General features: G+C 60.0%; 9 protein-coding genes. 4 read left to right on the forward strand and 5 right to left on the reverse strand.

What is annotated here, in order from left to right; translation table 11 throughout:
* Positions 1-837: 837 nt before the first annotated feature.
* From K227x_RS03100 to glgA, 3 genes are all read right to left on the reverse strand, one after another.
* Positions 838-2,172: a transposase gene (locus K227x_RS03100; protein WP_145168027.1), complete on the reverse strand. Its 1,335-nt coding sequence runs from the start codon at positions 2,170-2,172 to the stop codon at positions 838-840.
* Positions 2,173-3,450: 1,278 nt separating this feature from the next.
* Positions 3,451-4,578, reverse strand: coding sequence for a galactose-1-phosphate uridylyltransferase (locus K227x_RS03105; protein WP_218933741.1), 1,128 nt, complete (start codon positions 4,576-4,578; stop codon positions 3,451-3,453).
* Between the two features lie 142 nt (positions 4,579-4,720).
* A complete protein-coding gene (gene glgA, locus K227x_RS03110) occupies positions 4,721-6,226 on the reverse strand; it encodes a glycogen synthase GlgA (RefSeq protein WP_145168029.1) in 1,506 nt (501 codons plus the stop codon).
* 388 nt (positions 6,227-6,614) lie between these two features.
* Here glgA and K227x_RS03115 point away from each other — a divergent pair, with 388 nt between their 5' ends.
* From K227x_RS03115 to K227x_RS03130, 4 genes are all read left to right on the forward strand, one after another.
* Positions 6,615-9,938 (forward strand): protein kinase domain-containing protein, encoded by a 3,324-nt coding sequence (locus tag K227x_RS03115; protein ID WP_145168030.1) that lies wholly within the window; start codon positions 6,615-6,617, stop codon positions 9,936-9,938.
* 217 nt (positions 9,939-10,155) lie between these two features.
* The gene (locus K227x_RS03120) at positions 10,156-11,214 is read left to right on the forward strand and encodes an NAD-dependent epimerase/dehydratase family protein (protein ID WP_145168031.1); all 1,059 of its coding nucleotides are present in this window, start codon (positions 10,156-10,158) and stop codon (positions 11,212-11,214) included.
* A gap of 267 nt (positions 11,215-11,481) precedes the next feature.
* Positions 11,482-12,438, forward strand: coding sequence for an HD-GYP domain-containing protein (locus K227x_RS03125; RefSeq protein WP_145168032.1), 957 nt, complete (start codon positions 11,482-11,484; stop codon positions 12,436-12,438).
* A complete protein-coding gene (locus tag K227x_RS03130) occupies positions 12,399-12,851 on the forward strand; it encodes a hypothetical protein (protein WP_246146464.1) in 453 nt (150 codons plus the stop codon). The genes K227x_RS03125 and K227x_RS03130 overlap by 40 nt, the downstream gene beginning before the upstream one ends.
* A 1,353-nt stretch (positions 12,852-14,204) precedes the next feature.
* On the opposite strand, the gene K227x_RS03135 is transcribed toward K227x_RS03130, so the two are convergent.
* On the reverse strand, positions 14,205-14,897 hold the full coding sequence (locus K227x_RS03135; protein WP_246146465.1) for a class I SAM-dependent methyltransferase: 693 nt from the start codon (positions 14,895-14,897) through the stop codon (positions 14,205-14,207).
* Entirely contained in the window at positions 14,894-15,898 is a 1,005-nt protein-coding gene (hemB, locus tag K227x_RS03140; protein ID WP_145168034.1) for a porphobilinogen synthase, read from the reverse strand. Before hemB ends, K227x_RS03135 begins: the two co-directional genes overlap by 4 nt.
* Positions 15,899-16,054 lie beyond the last annotated feature (156 nt).

The raw sequence follows: 16,054 nt of genomic DNA on the forward strand, positions 1-16,054 counted from the left end.
GTTCTCCCTGTCGTTTAACCGCGTGCCCAGCGGGCCGCGCGTTTCCAGGACGTGGACGCACGGGGCGATGCCCACGCGGTGAAACGATTTGATGCACGCGGCGTGCTCTCCCTGTCGTTTCACCGCGTGCCCACCGGGCCGCGCGTTTCCAGGACGTGGACGCACGGGGCGTTGCCCGCGCGGTGAAACGATTTGGCGACCGCGGCGTGCTCTCCCTGTCGTTTCACCGCGTGCCCACCGGACCGCGCGTTTCCAGGACGTGGACGCGCGGGGCGATGCCCACGCGGTGAAACGATTTGGCGACCGCGGCGGCTCTCCCTGTCGTTCAGCCGCGTGCCCACCGGGCCGCGCGTTTTCAGGACGTGGGCGCACGGGGCGATGCCCACGCGGTTAAACGATTGGGCGACCGCGGCGTGCTCTCCCTGTCGTTTCACCGCGTGCCCACCGGGCCGCGCGTTTCCAGGACGTGGACGCGCGGGGCGATGCCCACGCGGTGAAACGATTTGATGCACGGGGCGTGTTCTCCCTGTCGTTTAACCGCGTGCCCACCGGGCCGCGCGTTTCCAGGACGTGGACGCACGGGGCGATGCCCACGCGGTGAAACGATCTGGCGCACGCGGCGTGTTCTCCCTGTCGTTTAACCGCGTGCCCAGCGAGGCTGTGAAAATTTTGTTTTCCCCAGCTTTGAGTTTCATTTTTGAAGGTGTTTTTCAAAAATGCGGGACGTGTGAATCTATTTTTGGGGTCAAAGCGGCTGACAGGCCCCTGGGACTCTCGAGCGTCTGGCCGTTTCGAGGTCTTGAGGGCTTCGAGAAGCCGCTCGAACCTCCACTTTGGTTAACTTTTCGCTGCTACAACGCATGGGTCCCCTATCAGGTTGGGTAAAAATCCTAGGCATTTGAATCGGTTGTAGTTATTCACTAGCACATGCCAAAGGGTCTGACTCAAAGCCTTTTTCGACCCACGAACCCGGTACTGGTGGAGCCCGCGGTTGCGACATTCGGCGTTGGGGAATTCGGCCACCGAAGGGCGTTGCTTATAGATCTTTTGAGCCCCCGCTGTGCCCATCCGTTCTCGAAAGCGTTTCATCGCAGCGCTGTCTCCTGGCTTGGGGAGATGAGGATCTTTGCCTTCTTCAATTTGCTTTTGAACGCCCTTCAATACCCCGTAAACGGCTGTGCCCGAGGCGTCCATCGAGTCGATATCGGTCGCCTTGGTAAAGCCGCCATCGACCAGGTATTTCCCGGGCATAACGCCGAAAGTGCTGCAGACCGATTGATACATCGGAAGCATTTGCCCCTGATCGCTGCCCTGGTTATCGACGCTCACGCCGACGACGATTCGTGTCTCGCCATCGCTGGCGAATTGAACGTTGTAGGCCGGCCGAAAACCACCGTCGGCCATCTTCATGCGCACCGCTTCGGGGTCGGTCATCGACGCTCGTGGAGTGGATTTGCTTTTGCGTGACCTCTTCTCCTTGCGACGCCGCTCTAGCTCTTCCAAGTTTTCTTGGGCCGCCTTGATTCGCTCGATTCGTTCCTTGGCAGCGCGCTGTTGGGCGGCCTGTTTTGCCTTGGATATTTTGGCTGCTTCTTCCTCGGTACGCTCACTGAGTTCGTTCAAGTAGTCTTCGGCCGCTGCTTGCAACCTTTGGAGTGTCGGTGCCGATCGAAATGAGCCACTGCCAGACGACGCTCGCACTCGCATTCCATCTTGTCCGATAGTTTCGAGCGTGATTAGCTTCTGGTTCAACAAGGCGGCAATCGAGTCGGCCAGCAGTTTCTCAAGCAGTTCGCTGTTCTCGCTTCGGAAGTCACTGAGCGTGTGATAGTTGACCGAGACTTTGCCACAGATCCACATGTAGTGAAAATCACGGGTGGTCAATTCAGCGACCCGGCGAGCGCTGCTGATTCCCTCTAGCGTCGCGTAAAACCATAAGGCGAAGAGAATCCGCGGATCAATCGAGTTGCGTCCCGCTTTGCCCTGTCTGGATTGAATGCGAGTGTAGAGAGGGCTCAGGTCGAGTGATTCGCAGTACTGCCACACCAATCGGATGCGATGGTCGCTGGCAACGAGTTGATCGAGCGAAAAAAACTGCATCTCGACTTGGGTGCGTTCTGGGCGGTTGGTGCGGGCCTGACCACGCTGCTGAGCATTGCTTGGAGTTTTCATTGCAGTAATTTAGCGCCAGAAAAGAAACTAGCAACCAACAACTCATTTATTCACAGCCTCAGCGGGCTGCGCGTTTCCAGGATGTGGACGCACGGGGCGATGCCCACGCGGTTAAACGATTTGGTGCACGGGGCGTGTTCTCCCTGTCGTTTCACCGCGTGCCCAGCGGGCCGCGCGTTTCCAGGATGTGGACGCACGGGGCGATGCCCACGCGGTTAAACGATTTGATGCACGCGGCGTGTTCTCCTTGTCGTTTCACCGCGTGCCCACCGGACCGCGCGTTTCCAGGACGTGGGCGCACGGGGCGATGCCCGCGCGGTGAAACGAGATGACGCACGCGGCGTGTTCTCCCTGTCGTTTAACCGCGTGCCCACCGGGCCGCGCGTTTCCAGGATGTGGACGCACGGGGCGATGCCCACGCGGTGAAACGATTTGATGCACGGGGCGTGTTCTCCCTGTCGTTTAACCGCGTGCCCACCGGGCCGCGCGTTTCCAGGACGTGGACGCACGGGGCGATGCCCACGCGGTTAAACGATTGGGCGCACGCGGCGTGCTCTCCCTGTCGTTTAACCGCGTGCCCAGCGGGCCGCGCGTTTTCAGGACGTGGGCGCACGGGGCGATGCCCGCGCGGTGAAACGATTTGGCGACCGCGGCGTGCTCTCCCTGTCGTTTCACCGCGTGCCCACCGGACCGCGCGTTTCCAGGACGTGGACGCGCGGGGCGATGCCCACGCGGTGAAACGATTTGGCGACCGCGGCGGCTCTCCCTGTCGTTCAGCCGCGTGCCCACCGGGCCGCGCGTTTTCAGGACGTGGGCGCACGGGGCGATGCCCGCGCGGTGAAACGATTTGACGCTTGCGGCGTGCTCTCCCCTGTCGTTTCACCGCGTGCCCACCGGGCCGCGCGTTTCCAGGACGTGGACGCGCGGGGCGATGCCCACGCGGTTAAACGATTTGATGCACGGGGCGTGCTCTGCTTGTCGTTTCACCGCGTGCCCAACGGGCCGCGCGTTTCCAGGACGTGGACGCACGGGGCGATGCCCACGCGGTTAAACGATTTGGCGCACGCGGCGTGCTCTGCTTGTCGTTTCACCGCGTGCCCAGCGGGCCGCGCGTTTCCAGGACGTGGACGCACGGGGCGATGCCCACGCGGTTAAACGATTTGGCGCACGCGGCGTGCTCTCCCTGGCGTTCAGCCGCGTGCCCAGCGGGCCGCGCGTTTTGACCCGGCGAATGCGGCGTTGCCCGCGCGGTGAAACGAAGATTCACGCCTACGTGGGTTAGAAGCGGCGTGGGTTTCGCGATGCCGAGCATTTGCGTAGCGATGCGGCTGCTTCTTCGGGCAAGATTGGGTTGATCATGCAACCGCTGCCCCATTCGAAACCTGCAACCTGGCTCATCCGTGGAAAGATGTCGATGTACCAATGGAATGAATCCGACGGATCGACGATTCCCGGCGGTTTGGTGTGCAGGCAATAGTTGTAGGCGGTGCCGGGACGCAGTTGTTCAAGCCATGTGATCACGCGGTACACCATTCGCGAAACCGATTCGAGTTCGCGATCGCCCAAGTCTTCGAAGCATGCCTGGTGTTTCAGCGTGGTGACGCGAACCAACATGGGCAGTTGGCTGGCGAAGGGGCAGGTTGCGATCACTGTTTCGTCGCAGGCCACCACGCGTTCTTTGGCCTTCCGTTCGGCTCGAACGACGTCACATCGTAGACAGCATCCCGTGTTGGCGCGATGTCGGCCCATGTTTTCGACGACCGAGGCAACCGGCTGTGGGATGCGGTCGGTCGCGATCAGCTGGCTGTGCGAATGGCTCAGCGAAGCGCCCGCGGTACGGCCGACGTTTTTGAAGACGCTGACATACTGAACACCCGCAACATTGCGGTAGTGCCGGATGCGATCGCGATAGGCTTGAAAGATCAAGTCGATCTCGGCGATGTCCAGCTCGGTCAGTGAGTGGAAGTGTCGTGGTGATTCGACGATCACCTCGTGGCCGCCGGTGACGGCGTTGGATTGAAACAGGGCCGACGGGCGGGTGGACGGCGCGGTGGATGTTTCGTCGATACTGTCAACGGCCGGGAACTTATTGGGGACCACGCGGACGGACCAATCTTCGTAGTCAGCGGGGCCGTCATCCGCCGAAAACAGGCGTGCTGTTTCCGGGATATGTTTGCTCCAGACCGCCGGCGGTGTCTCTGATTCATTCCCGCGACAGAACGGGCAGGCGACATCGGTCTTGATCGTCGGGCGATGTTCGACAAATTCGTCGGGGCGCTCGGTTCGCTGGGGAGCGAAGATCGACCATTGGCCAGAAAATGGATCCAGTCTGGTTTCCGACGCGGCCGCCTGACGCTTCGCGTTCGCAGAAGGTTTGACGAGGTCAGACTGTTTGATGATGTCCACGATTCCGTGCCTCGCTAACCGAAACTTTCTTGTACCGTAGCGTCGTCGGACATCTCTGTCCGGCAATCAGTGAGGGGTCAAGACTACCGGAAAATCGCGGTCTCCGCTGCTGGAAAAGTCTGAATGAGCGGTCTTTCATCCGCTATCCGGGTGGTGTTCGCTTTGGCGTGACTTTAAGGGCAAGGGTGCGTCCATAAAGTTCGATGTACTCATTCGCACTCTTGGTCCAAGACCAGTCCTGTTGCATCCCCGTGGCGACCAATCGGGCCCATCGTTGCGGATCGTGATACCGCATTCGCAGCGCCCGGCCGACCGCTTCGTCCAGTCCCGCCGGGTCGTTGGACGACAGATAGAAACCCGTCGCGGTGCCGTCGGCGATCGTGGTTTCGTTGCAATCGACGACGGTATTGGCCAAACCGCCGGTCGGTGTCACCACTGGCACGCTGCCGTACCGAAGACTGTACAGTTGGTTCAGCCCGCACGGTTCATAGTGGCTAGGCATCAGGAACAGGTCGCTGCTGGCTTCGATCTGGTGTGCCAGTTTGTCGCTAAATCCGATGTGCAGCGCGAATTGATTCGGGTGCGCCTTGGCCAGTTCACGCAGTTCGCTTTCATAGCGGGCGTCACCGCTGCCCAGCACGATCCACTGGGTCGGCCGCTGCTCGCTAAGGTGAGTGCGAATCAGCGGCACGATCGAATCCCATCCCTTTTGGCTGGCCAGCCGGCCCACAAGACCGATCATGGGGACTTCGTCGCTGGCGTCCAACCCGAAACTCTTTTGCAGCACACGCTTGTTCTGTGTTTTGCCCGATTGCCAGTTGGTGACGTCATAGTTGACCGGCAGGTTGGGATCCGTTGCGGGGTCCCAAATGTCCATGTCGATTCCATTGGTGATGCCCACCAATCGATCGGAGACTGATTCCAGGACGCCTTCGAGTCCGCATCCATGTTCTTGGGTTCGGATCTCTTCGGCATAGCGGGGGCTGACGGTCGTGATGACGTCGGACGATGCGATGCCCGTCTTCAAAAAGTTCAATTGGTTATAGAACTCGCACTCGTTGGCATTGAAATGGCTCCAGTTCAACCCTGTCCAATGAAACGATTCGCGTGGAAAGGAACCCTGGTAAGCCAAGTTGTGGATCGTCAATACCGTGGCCGCTTTGCGCAGCGATTCGGGCAGGTTGGGATCGGACTTTAGGATCGAAGGGATCAGGCCCGTTTGCCAATCGTTGCAGTGAACGATGTCGACGGACCAACCGATCCTTGCCATCGCCATGATCGCGGCCCGACAGAAGAACGAGAAACGTTCGTCGTTGTCGGCGTAGTCACCATGCGACGTGCCGTACAAAGCATCGCGATCAAAGTACTGCGGTTGATCGATAAACCACACCGGTGTGTCGCCATCGGGAAGAGTGCTTTTCAGCAGCCGGCAACCGACCAGCTTTTCGCGGCTCATGGGCACCGCAAAACTGATGTCCGTCGATTCGATCGGGATCCCGCTGCGGCGGATACTTCGAAACGCAGGCATGATGACCGCCGCCCGATTGCCAGCGGCAGCCACACGCGACGGCAGAGTGCCACAGACGTCCGCCAAGCCACCGGTTTTGGCGAATGGCACGGCTTCAGTCGTCAGGTAGACAATATTCAATGTTTCACTCGCGTGGACGTTTCAATGGATGCAGATCATGGCGGGCAGCCCGACCGGGACCGGCCGGTTTGCGATTCTTCCGTCTGGCCGATCGTCGCGCCGGATCGGTGGCGACCTTTTCTACTTAACCGTGACACAGATTAGATGGAAAAGCGAACGGGTCTATCCCTATCGCGATGCACACCGGCGACCGGTGCCGACGCAATCGGTACAATCGTATTCGTCTAACATCATGATCGAAGAAACCGACCGGCGTGGCAGGTTGGCCGATGGGGGGACGCGGTGGATCCATCGCTGTTGTTGACGTCGGCGAGATTTCCGGGATCGACTATTATGGCGATGCAGCGGCTAGTGGTCATTTCTTCTCCTTTTTTCCTGTTCTTGCGGCATGTCGATCGGACTTAGCGAATTTTGGACAAGACTCGTACAGGAGGGCTTCCTGGACGCCGCTGGATGCCGGAACCTGGCCGGAGACTTCGCCAACGACCACGACGGCACGCCAGCGGAGACAGCGGTCGAGTTGGCCAGTTATATGGTCAAGGTCCAACAGTTGACCCGTTTTCAGGCAAAGTCCCTGTTGTCCGATCCGCCCGGCCCGCTGCGGATTGGTGACTTTCGAATCCGATCCGACCAGTCGCCATCGCCGCTGACTCGGTGGGTCGAGGTGTCACCGATCGGTCCCGATTCCGCTGATTCTCGATCCGGCCAAAATGCACCCTCCGGATTCCTGCTGCGAACGACCCCCGAGAACCCTTGGTTGGACGCTCACCGGCGCATCCAACATCCCGCCTTGCAGCCGATCGAAGTCCATCCGGCGGACCCCTACGTCGCCGTCTACAGCCCGCTGCCTGCGGGCCAGTCGCTCGCCGAACAGATCCGCGCCGGTGGTCTGCCTTGGAACGCCAGGCGTGTTTGCCAAGTGGGCATCGAGATCGCAGACGGTTTGGCGGCCATGCATGCCCCGTCGTTGGTCCATGGTGGCGTGCGAGCCGATCGAGTTTGGATTGGAAACGATGGCCGTGCCCTGTTGCTGCGAGATCCGGCTGGCCCGCCGGTGACCGGGTTGGGCGATGCATCGTCCCAATGGCTGGACACGGACGATACACCCCAGTCCTACGTGGCCCCTGAAATCACATCGGGATCAGGTCAATGCACCGGAGCCAGCGATATTTATAGTTTGGGTTGTCTGCTGTACCGGTTGGCGTCGGGGGAATGTCCCTTCGACGGCGGCGACGTCCAGGCAACGTTGCAGATGCATCAATCCTATTCGCCGCCCAAGTTGGTCGAGGCGATCCAGCAAGGTGAACACGGCGATCCGCTGTACCGGATCATGGCCTACTTGATGGCCAAGGATCCGGCTGCCCGATTCGCAAGTGCCGATCAGGTTGCTGCCGCACTGCGCGCGGTGCTGCCGACCTTGGATCCCGATCCTGGTCCCGCGCCGGCGGCCACCACCGTCGAACCGAACACAGCCAAACTGCCGGCTGTCAAATCGAACCCCAGCAAGCCGCAATCATCGCCACCGAAGTCCAAGCCGGACCTGCCCGGGAAAAATGCGACCGCACCGACAAAGTCGCGCAAAGATATCGCGTCCAAAGATTCGGGGGCCGCAGGGAAACCAAAGAAGCCGCAGGACACCGGCAAACCAGACGGAAATGCAAAGACGCGGCAAGCTGGCGACGCAAAACCCGCCACGGCGAGTCCAGCATCCCCTGTCAGAACGCCCGCGAAAGACTCGGTCAAAGACAACGCCAAGGCGACAGCGAAGAAATCTGCCAAGATCGCCGCTGGGGTGGCGGCGTCAGAGTCTGGTCCAACAGACGCCGCGATTCCAGCCACCGCTGATGTCCCGTCCGACGATTCGAAACAGGTGTCTGCACCGGAAACGGCTGGTCGACCCGATCAAACTGTCGCACCTGCGGATGATCCGGTTGGGTCGGCCATCGCTGATTCAGGTCAGGCTAGCGATGCGGCACCGATGCGGACGGTGCGCCGGCGACGCAAGAAGAAGAGCAAGGCGCCGTTGGTGCTGACCGGTTTGACAGTCATCGTGCTGATGCTGTTTGTCGCCTTGTTGGTGACCGATCCCAGCCCACCGGTGGCCAAAAAACGCCAGCGTCCCACGATTCCCGCCGTCATCCCTTCGGTTTCCAATCGGTCGACGATGCTTTCCGACGAACCGGATCCTGGCCGTTCGTCCCCCGCTTCGCCGGTGGGCGGTTCGCAGGAGGAATCTGCTGACCCAGCCTATCAGTTGGTCGACGACGACCGCCTGTTGTTTGCGTCACCTTATCCGCCGGGATCGGACCAGGCCCCATTGGAACTGCTGCCGCCTGGGCCTGCCGCGATCGTGTCGGTCCGATTGGCGTCGCTGCGTGAATCGAATGGGGGCAAACAGTTGATGGCGACGTTGGCTCCCGAAATCAATGCCCTGATCGACGCAGCAGTCGCTCGTGCCAAGGTGCCGGTTGATTGGATTGATCGCTGCACCGTCGGTTTGTTTCCGGGCCAGCAGGGCGTTCCCGATTGGTCGTTGGCGATTGAATTGACCGCACCGCAGCCGATGGACGATTTGGTCGATCGTTGGAAGGTGTCGGCAGCCCAGACGCGGGATGGGACGACGGTCTATGCAGGCGATGCTGTGGGCGCCGATGCATTCTTTGTGAACCCATTGGAAGTCGAAAGCAAATCGGTGACGCGATTTGCCGTCGGCGGGCTGGATCGGATCACCGAAGTGGCATCGATCGATGGCGAACCGATTCCGCTGGCTCGATCGCTGCAGTCCCTGTGGAAGGGATCCAGCGCCGACGCCGATCTGGTGGCCCTGGTCACGCCGAATTTTCTGTTCGCCGATGGCAGGGCGATGCTGGATCAATCGGCACCTCAGTTGGTTCAGTCGATCAAGTCTGTTTTGATTCCAGATGTCTCTGCAGTCTTGCTCGTGATGGATTCGGTGGACGAACAAGTGTTTGCCGAATTACGTCTGACCCCCAGCGGAGGCATCAGCGAGGCGACGTTGATGCGTAACCTTCGCGATTCGATCAACCAGTGGCCGCAGTGGGCGGATCAATTTGTCATCGATGCGGTGCCGGATCCGTCATGGCGTCTGTTGGCGTCGCGGTTGCCGATGATGATGCGTTACGTGTCGGATAGGTTTCGATTCGGGATTTCGAACAACGTGATCGTCGCGAACACTTATGTACCTGCATCGCCGCTGTCACAGGTCGCACTGGCAACTCTGTTGGCCGCCAATACTCCGTTGTCGGCACCCACCGTGGCGACCACGCCGCAGGAAGCACTTTCGATCGACCAGATGTTGGATCGAAAGATGTCTGTGTCGTTCGATCAAGAGTCGTTGGAGTTCGCCATCGACGTGATCGTGGCGGAGTACGCACGGTCGCTGCCGGAGGGATCCCAATTGCCGCCGGTTCGAATCGTTGGTGGGGATTTGCAGAAAGCTGGGATCACCCAGAATCAACAGGTCCGCAAATTTGCCAAGTCGGATCTTCCACTGCGCACGGTGTTGACCGATTTGGTGTTGGGGGCGAACCCTGACAAAACGGCTACCGGCCCGGATGATCCGAAACAGGCTCTCATTTGGGTGGTTCACTCGGACCCGGATGCCGCCGAGAAGACCGAAATCCTGGTCACGACGCGAGCGGCGGCCGAGGGGAAATACGAATTGCCCACGGAATTCGTCGCCAAGCCATAGGTGTGGATTCTTCGGCGCGGTGACTCGGTTTTCCATTTCGATCGAATCGATACGCTGCTGATCCCCGCCCCTTGATTGTGTCAGCGGGGCAGACGGATGCAAATCAGTTCAGGGTTTGTCTTCAACATTGGGACGTCCAAGACTAGACTTGGGCGCTGTTGAGGGCGGTCGCTGGGCATCGTTGCATCCTTTTAGATACCAGAACGAGATTTGATTCATGCGCGTGATTGTGACGGGTTCCAGTGGTTTGATCGGTTCGGCGGCGGTGCGTCATTGGGATGCGTTGGGTGACGAGGTGATCGGCATCGACAACGACATGCGGGCGACTTTTTTTGGGCCCGAAGGCAGCACGCGTTGGAATCAATCGCGTTTGGAACAGGAAACGACCAACTTTCGAACGGTATCGTTGGACATCCGTGACCGCGACGGGATCTTGGACCTGTTCCGAAACGAGCCTCCGGATCTGGTCATTCACTGTGCGGCCCAACCATCCCACGACAAAGCGGCAGCGATTCCATTTTTGGATTTCGAGGTCAATGCGAACGGGACTTTGAACCTGTTGGAGGCGACACGCCAATTTGCACCTGAGGCAGCGTTTTGTCATATGAGCACCAACAAGGTGTATGGTGACGCGCCAAACGAATTGCCGCTGACCGAGCTCGAAACCCGTTGGGAATATGCCGACCAGGCGGATTATCACGGCATCGACGAATCTTGCCGGATCGATCAAACGATGCACTCGTTGTTCGGGGCATCGAAAACGGCGGCTGACGTGATGGCCCAAGAATACGGTAAGTACTTTGGCCTAAAAACCGGCGTGTTTCGCGGTGGATGCCTGACGGGGGCGAGCCATAGCGGGGTCGAATTGCACGGCTTTCTTAGCTACCTGGTGCACGTTGCCGTCACGGGGAAACCCTATACGATTTTCGGCTACAAGGGAAAACAAGTTCGCGACCAGATCGAATGCAGCGACGTCGTGAAAGCGTTCGAAGCGTTTGCCGAAAATCCGCGTCCAGGCGAAGTTTATAACATTGGCGGTGGGCGAGAAAACGCAGCCAGTGTCTTGGAATGCATCGCGTTGATCGAAGAGATCGGTGGGCACAAAGTCAATTATTCGCTGGGGGATGATAACCGAAAAGGCGATCATATCTGTTACATCAGTGACCTTCGCAAGCTTCGGCGTGATTACCCACAGTGGGACATTCGCGTGTCGCTAAGGCAGGTGCTGGAACAGATGATTGCATCGGAAGAATCCAAGCTGGACAGCGCTGGTTAGGGAGCTTGGGAACGGCCCATTGGGACTCGCCGAAAAGCCCGTTGCTGGGGTGTGTTGGGGCGTAAATGCCGACGAAGTCCGTGGCAGATGCCGCTTGATCGCCCTTGTTGGTTTTGCGGGTATTGCCATCTGTCGCGGCAACCTTGGTGATTAGGCATTCCCTTTTTGGATCGGGGGGGCATATATCCAATCTTGGGCCAAATGGCGTCCTAGTTTCTTAGTGGCAGGTTATTCGCCTCACACCGATTTCCTAGGTTCGCTCCCGATATGTCCGGCGTTGATTTCATTCCGATCAGTGTTTCTACACTGTTGCCGCGTGAAGTCGTTGGTTTGGACCTGTATCAGCGGGAAGCGAGTTCCGAGTCATTCAAGCTGTATCGAGCGGCGGACTATCCACTGACGATGGATGATCTGGGGCGGCTGCGTGGACGCGGCGTCAGCCGGTTGTACATCAGCAAAGCGTCGCAGTCGGTCTACCAAAGCTATTTGCGACGGGTCGCAACATCGTCAAAGAACGACGCTGTTCCGCTGACCGCTCGCGTGGGCGCACTGAACGAAGTGGTGCGAGACGTTCTGCAGACCGCGTTTCAGCGAGAAGACGTCGATAAAACCGTTCACGCCGCCGAAAAGCTCGGCTCGCTGGCCACTGAAATCATCAGTCAGGACGAGTTCACCGCTAGCGACCTGTTCGACGTGCTGCACCACGACTATGCCACGTTCACTCATTCGGCCAACGTCGCGTTCTATTCGGGACTGCTGGCTTCGGAACTGGGGTACAGCGAAACCGATGTGGGGCTGATCACCACCGGTGGACTGCTTCACGACCTGGGCAAGCTAGACATCGGCGAAGAAATTCTTTGCAAACCGGGCAAGCTGGAAGACCATGAATTTCGAATCATTCGCCAGCATCCCGGCTTAGGGTTCAAGAAACTGGCCCATCGCGAGGACTTGAATACCGGCCAGTTGATGATGGCCTACCAGCATCATGAACGTCTCGATGGCAGGGGATATCCCGTCGGTTGTGTCGAGGCAGACATTCATCCTTGGGCCAAATTGTGTTCGGTGGTGGATGTGTTCGAGGCTCTGACAAGCCAACGTCCCTATCGATCGCCGATGCCGCGTCGCAAGGCGCTCGAGCTGCTCGATCGAGATTGCGGAAAAGCTTTTGATCCGGAGGTACTTGCGTGTTGGAAATCGATTATCCATCGCGATTTAGCGAATTGATCCAAGCGGTTGATTGCGATATCGAACTGCCAATCGAATGGGCAAACTATTTCGATGAACGCGGTGAAGTGTCCGCTAATCTGAGCGATGACCGGAACAGTTTGCGTTTGAAAATTCGCACGCATGGGTTGATGTGGTTCGAACGATCATTGCCGTTTTGTCCACGATCATCAGACCCGGTGGTGATTTACACGCGAGACTTTTCGCGAGTCGGTGCCGGCTGGCTGTGTCCCTTCGAAGTCTATCCCGAAGAGTCCGTGCGGATCGTCTTGCCCACGTTTTGGGTCCAGTTGCGTGTCGCCCGAACACGGCGTATCACCAGCAAGTGTTACGAGATCGGTGGTGCCTTGATCGAAAGGCATGACCCCAGCCCTGATGCATTCGTGATCGACAGCGAAACGGTCTGTCGCTGATCCCGCCTGAATGCCGGCCTCGCCCCCAGCTAAGTCATCCGGTGTGTCTCGTTTCACCGCGTGCCCATCGGGCCGCGCGTTGATGGTGCCGTCGCGCGGGGCGATGCCCACGCGGTCAAACGAAAACCCGCGCGACGTCATCCGGTGCGCCTCGTTTAACCGCGTGCCCAGCGGGCCGCGCGTTGATGGTGCCGACGCGCGGGGCGATGCCCACGCGGTTAAACGAAAACCCTCGCTACGTCATCCGGTGTGTCTCGTTTCACCGCGTGCCCAGCGGGCCGCGCGTTGATGGGCCGGCGCGCGGGGCGTTGCCCACGCGGTTAAACGACGATTCACGTTGCGTCATCCGGTTTGGTCCGTTTCACCGCGTGCCCATCGGGCCGCGCGTTGATGGGCCGGCGCGCGGGGCGTTGCCCACGCGGTTAAACGAGGGTTCGCGCGACGTCATCCGGTGCGCCTCGTTTGACCGCGTGCCCAGCGGGCCGCGCGTTGATGGGCTGGCGCGCGGGGCGATGCCCACGCGGTGAAACGAAAACCCACGCTACGTCATCCGGTGCGCCTCGTTTAACCGCGTGCCCATCGGGCCGCGCGTTGATGGTGCCGGCGCGCGGGGCGTTGCCCACGCGGTGAAACGAAAACCCACGCTACGTCATCCGGTGCGCCTCGTTTCACCGCGTGCCCAGCGGGCCGCGCTTTGATGGTGCCGACGCGCGGGGCGTTGCCCACGCGGTTAAACGAGGGTTCGCGCGACGTCATCCGGAGCGCCTCGTTTAACCGCGTGCCCATCGGGCCGCGCGTTGATGGGCCGGCGCGCGGGGCGTTGCCCCCGCGGTTAAACGACGATTCACGTTGCGTCATCCGGTTTGGTTCGTTTGACCGCGTGCCCAGCGGGCCGCGCGTTGATGGTGCTGGCGCGCGGGGCGTTGCCCACGCGGTTAAACGAAAACCCTCGCGACGTCATCCGGTGCGCCTCGTTTAACCGCGTGCCCAGCGGGCCGCGCGTTGATGGTGGCGGCGCGCGGGGCGATGCCCCCGCGGTTAAACGACGATTCACGTTGCGTCATCCGGTTTGGTTCGTTTAACCGCGTGCCCAGCGGGCCGCGCGTTGATGGTGCTGGCGCGCGGGGCGTTGCCCACGCGGTTAAACGACGATTCACGTTGCGTCATCCGGTGCGCCTCGTTTAACCGCGTGCTTATCGGGCCTGGCGTTGATGGTGCCGTCGCGCGGGGCGATGCCCACGCGGTGAAACGAAAACTCTCGCTACGTCAGCGGGCCGCGTGTTTTTGCGGCACTGACTGCTTGGTGAGAGGGCCGTTGGTCGCCGGTCGTTCGAGCTGACATCTGGATGCCGTTTAGGCCAGTTTCAACTGCATCACTCGAATCGGATGCTCGGGATCATCGCTCAGCCCGATGCTGTGTTCGGTGTAATCCCATCCGCGTTTTTGGATCCAGTCGCGGAATTCGTTGGCGATGATTCGAAACGGATCACTTAGCAGCACTTCGCCGCCATCGGCCAAATGATCACGCAGGCATTGATCCAGTTCTGGCCATAGGGTGCGCAGATAGGTCACGTCGCTGCCTAGAATCAGCGGGAAATCGGGGGCATCCATTCGATCGATCCCAAACCGCAGCCGGGTCACGTGGCATCGTTCGGCCAGGTGATGGGTGCTCATTCGGACCAGCAACAACGGATCGTCGACGCCATCGGTCAGCGTGACCTGAGCCCCACGCGTGGCTGCTGCCAAGCCGGCGTGTCCGGTTCCACAGCCGAGTTCAAGCACGCGAGTTTCCTGGAGATCCAGACGATCGAGGTAGTGGTCCAAACCGGACGCCGCACGCCATGTCGCGGCCCAGAACGGATCGATCACGCCCTCTTCGCCGGCGTCCTGTCGCTCGCACGCATCAATCAGCATGCCGTCGGGATCCGAGGCAACTGCAAGTCGGCCAGATTGTCCGGCAATCATCGTGGGTTGCCAGTGCCAAGCAAACTTTTGACTCGCCTGCTGGCCCCATTCTTCGATCGTCATGGGGTCAGACGGGTTCATGCTTTCAGCCATCGGGCGACGTCCTCGGCAAAGTAGGTTAGCACGCCATCGGCGCCGGCGCGTTTGAATGCCATCAGGCTTTCCATCACGGTCGCTTGACGATCGAGCCATCCGTTTTGGGCGGCAGCCGATAGCATCGCGTATTCCCCACTGACTTGGTAGGCAAAGGTCGGGACGCCGAACGTCGATTTGACTCGCTGGACGATGTCCAGGTACGGCATGCCCGGTTTGACCATCACGCTGTCGGCGCCTTCGGCCAAGTCCAACGCGACTTCGTGCAGGGCTTCGTCGGATTGGGAAGGAGACTGTTGATAGGTTTTCTTGCTGCCGCCACCCAGGTTGCCCGAGGATCCGACTGCGTCACGGAATGGGCCGTAGAACGCGCTGGCGTACTTCGCCGCATACGACATGATCTGTACGTTGGCATGCCCTGCGTCATCGAGCGCACCGCGAATGGCGCCGATGCGTCCATCCATCATGTCGCTTGGCGCGATGATGTCGCAGCCGGCGGCAGCCTGGACGATCGCTTGCTGGCACAACACTTGGACGGTTTCGTCATTGACCACGTCGCCATCGCGGACCAGTCCGTCCTGCCCATGGCTGCTGTACGGGTCCAACGCGACGTCACAGATCACTCCCAACGCGTCTCCCACTTCGGCCTTGATCGCACGCACGCTGCGGCAAACCAAATTGTCGGGGTTGGAAGCTTCCGCGGCATCCTCGGTCTTCAATTCGGTCGCTGTGGCGGGGAACACCGCAATCGCGGGGATCCCTAATTCGACAGCCAGGGCGGCTTGCCGGCGGATCTGGTCGGTCCCCAATCGATCCACGCCTGGCAGGCTGGGGACAGGCTGTCTGCCGTCACCGTCGAACACGAACCAAGGCCAGATCAAGTCGCTGACCGAAACCTCATTCTCGGCCACCATCCGCCGAGACCAGTCGTGCCGGCGGACGCGGCGCATCCGGGTTGATGGGAACGGGCCGCGTAGAAAATCGGTCATCAGGGAAGGCTTCCTTTTTCGTTGCGGTCAATCCGCAAGGCGATCCAGTGATCGCTGTCGTTCGATGATTGGGGGGGCAAAGGTTGAGATTCAAGTTTAGCACTGCTGCGCAAGTTTGGTCAGGTCCAGCCGATTCCGATCTGCTAGCGCGTCGAG

The sequence above is a fragment of the Rubripirellula lacrimiformis genome (assembly GCF_007741535.1).
GTDB lineage: Bacteria > Planctomycetota > Planctomycetia > Pirellulales > Pirellulaceae > Rubripirellula > Rubripirellula lacrimiformis.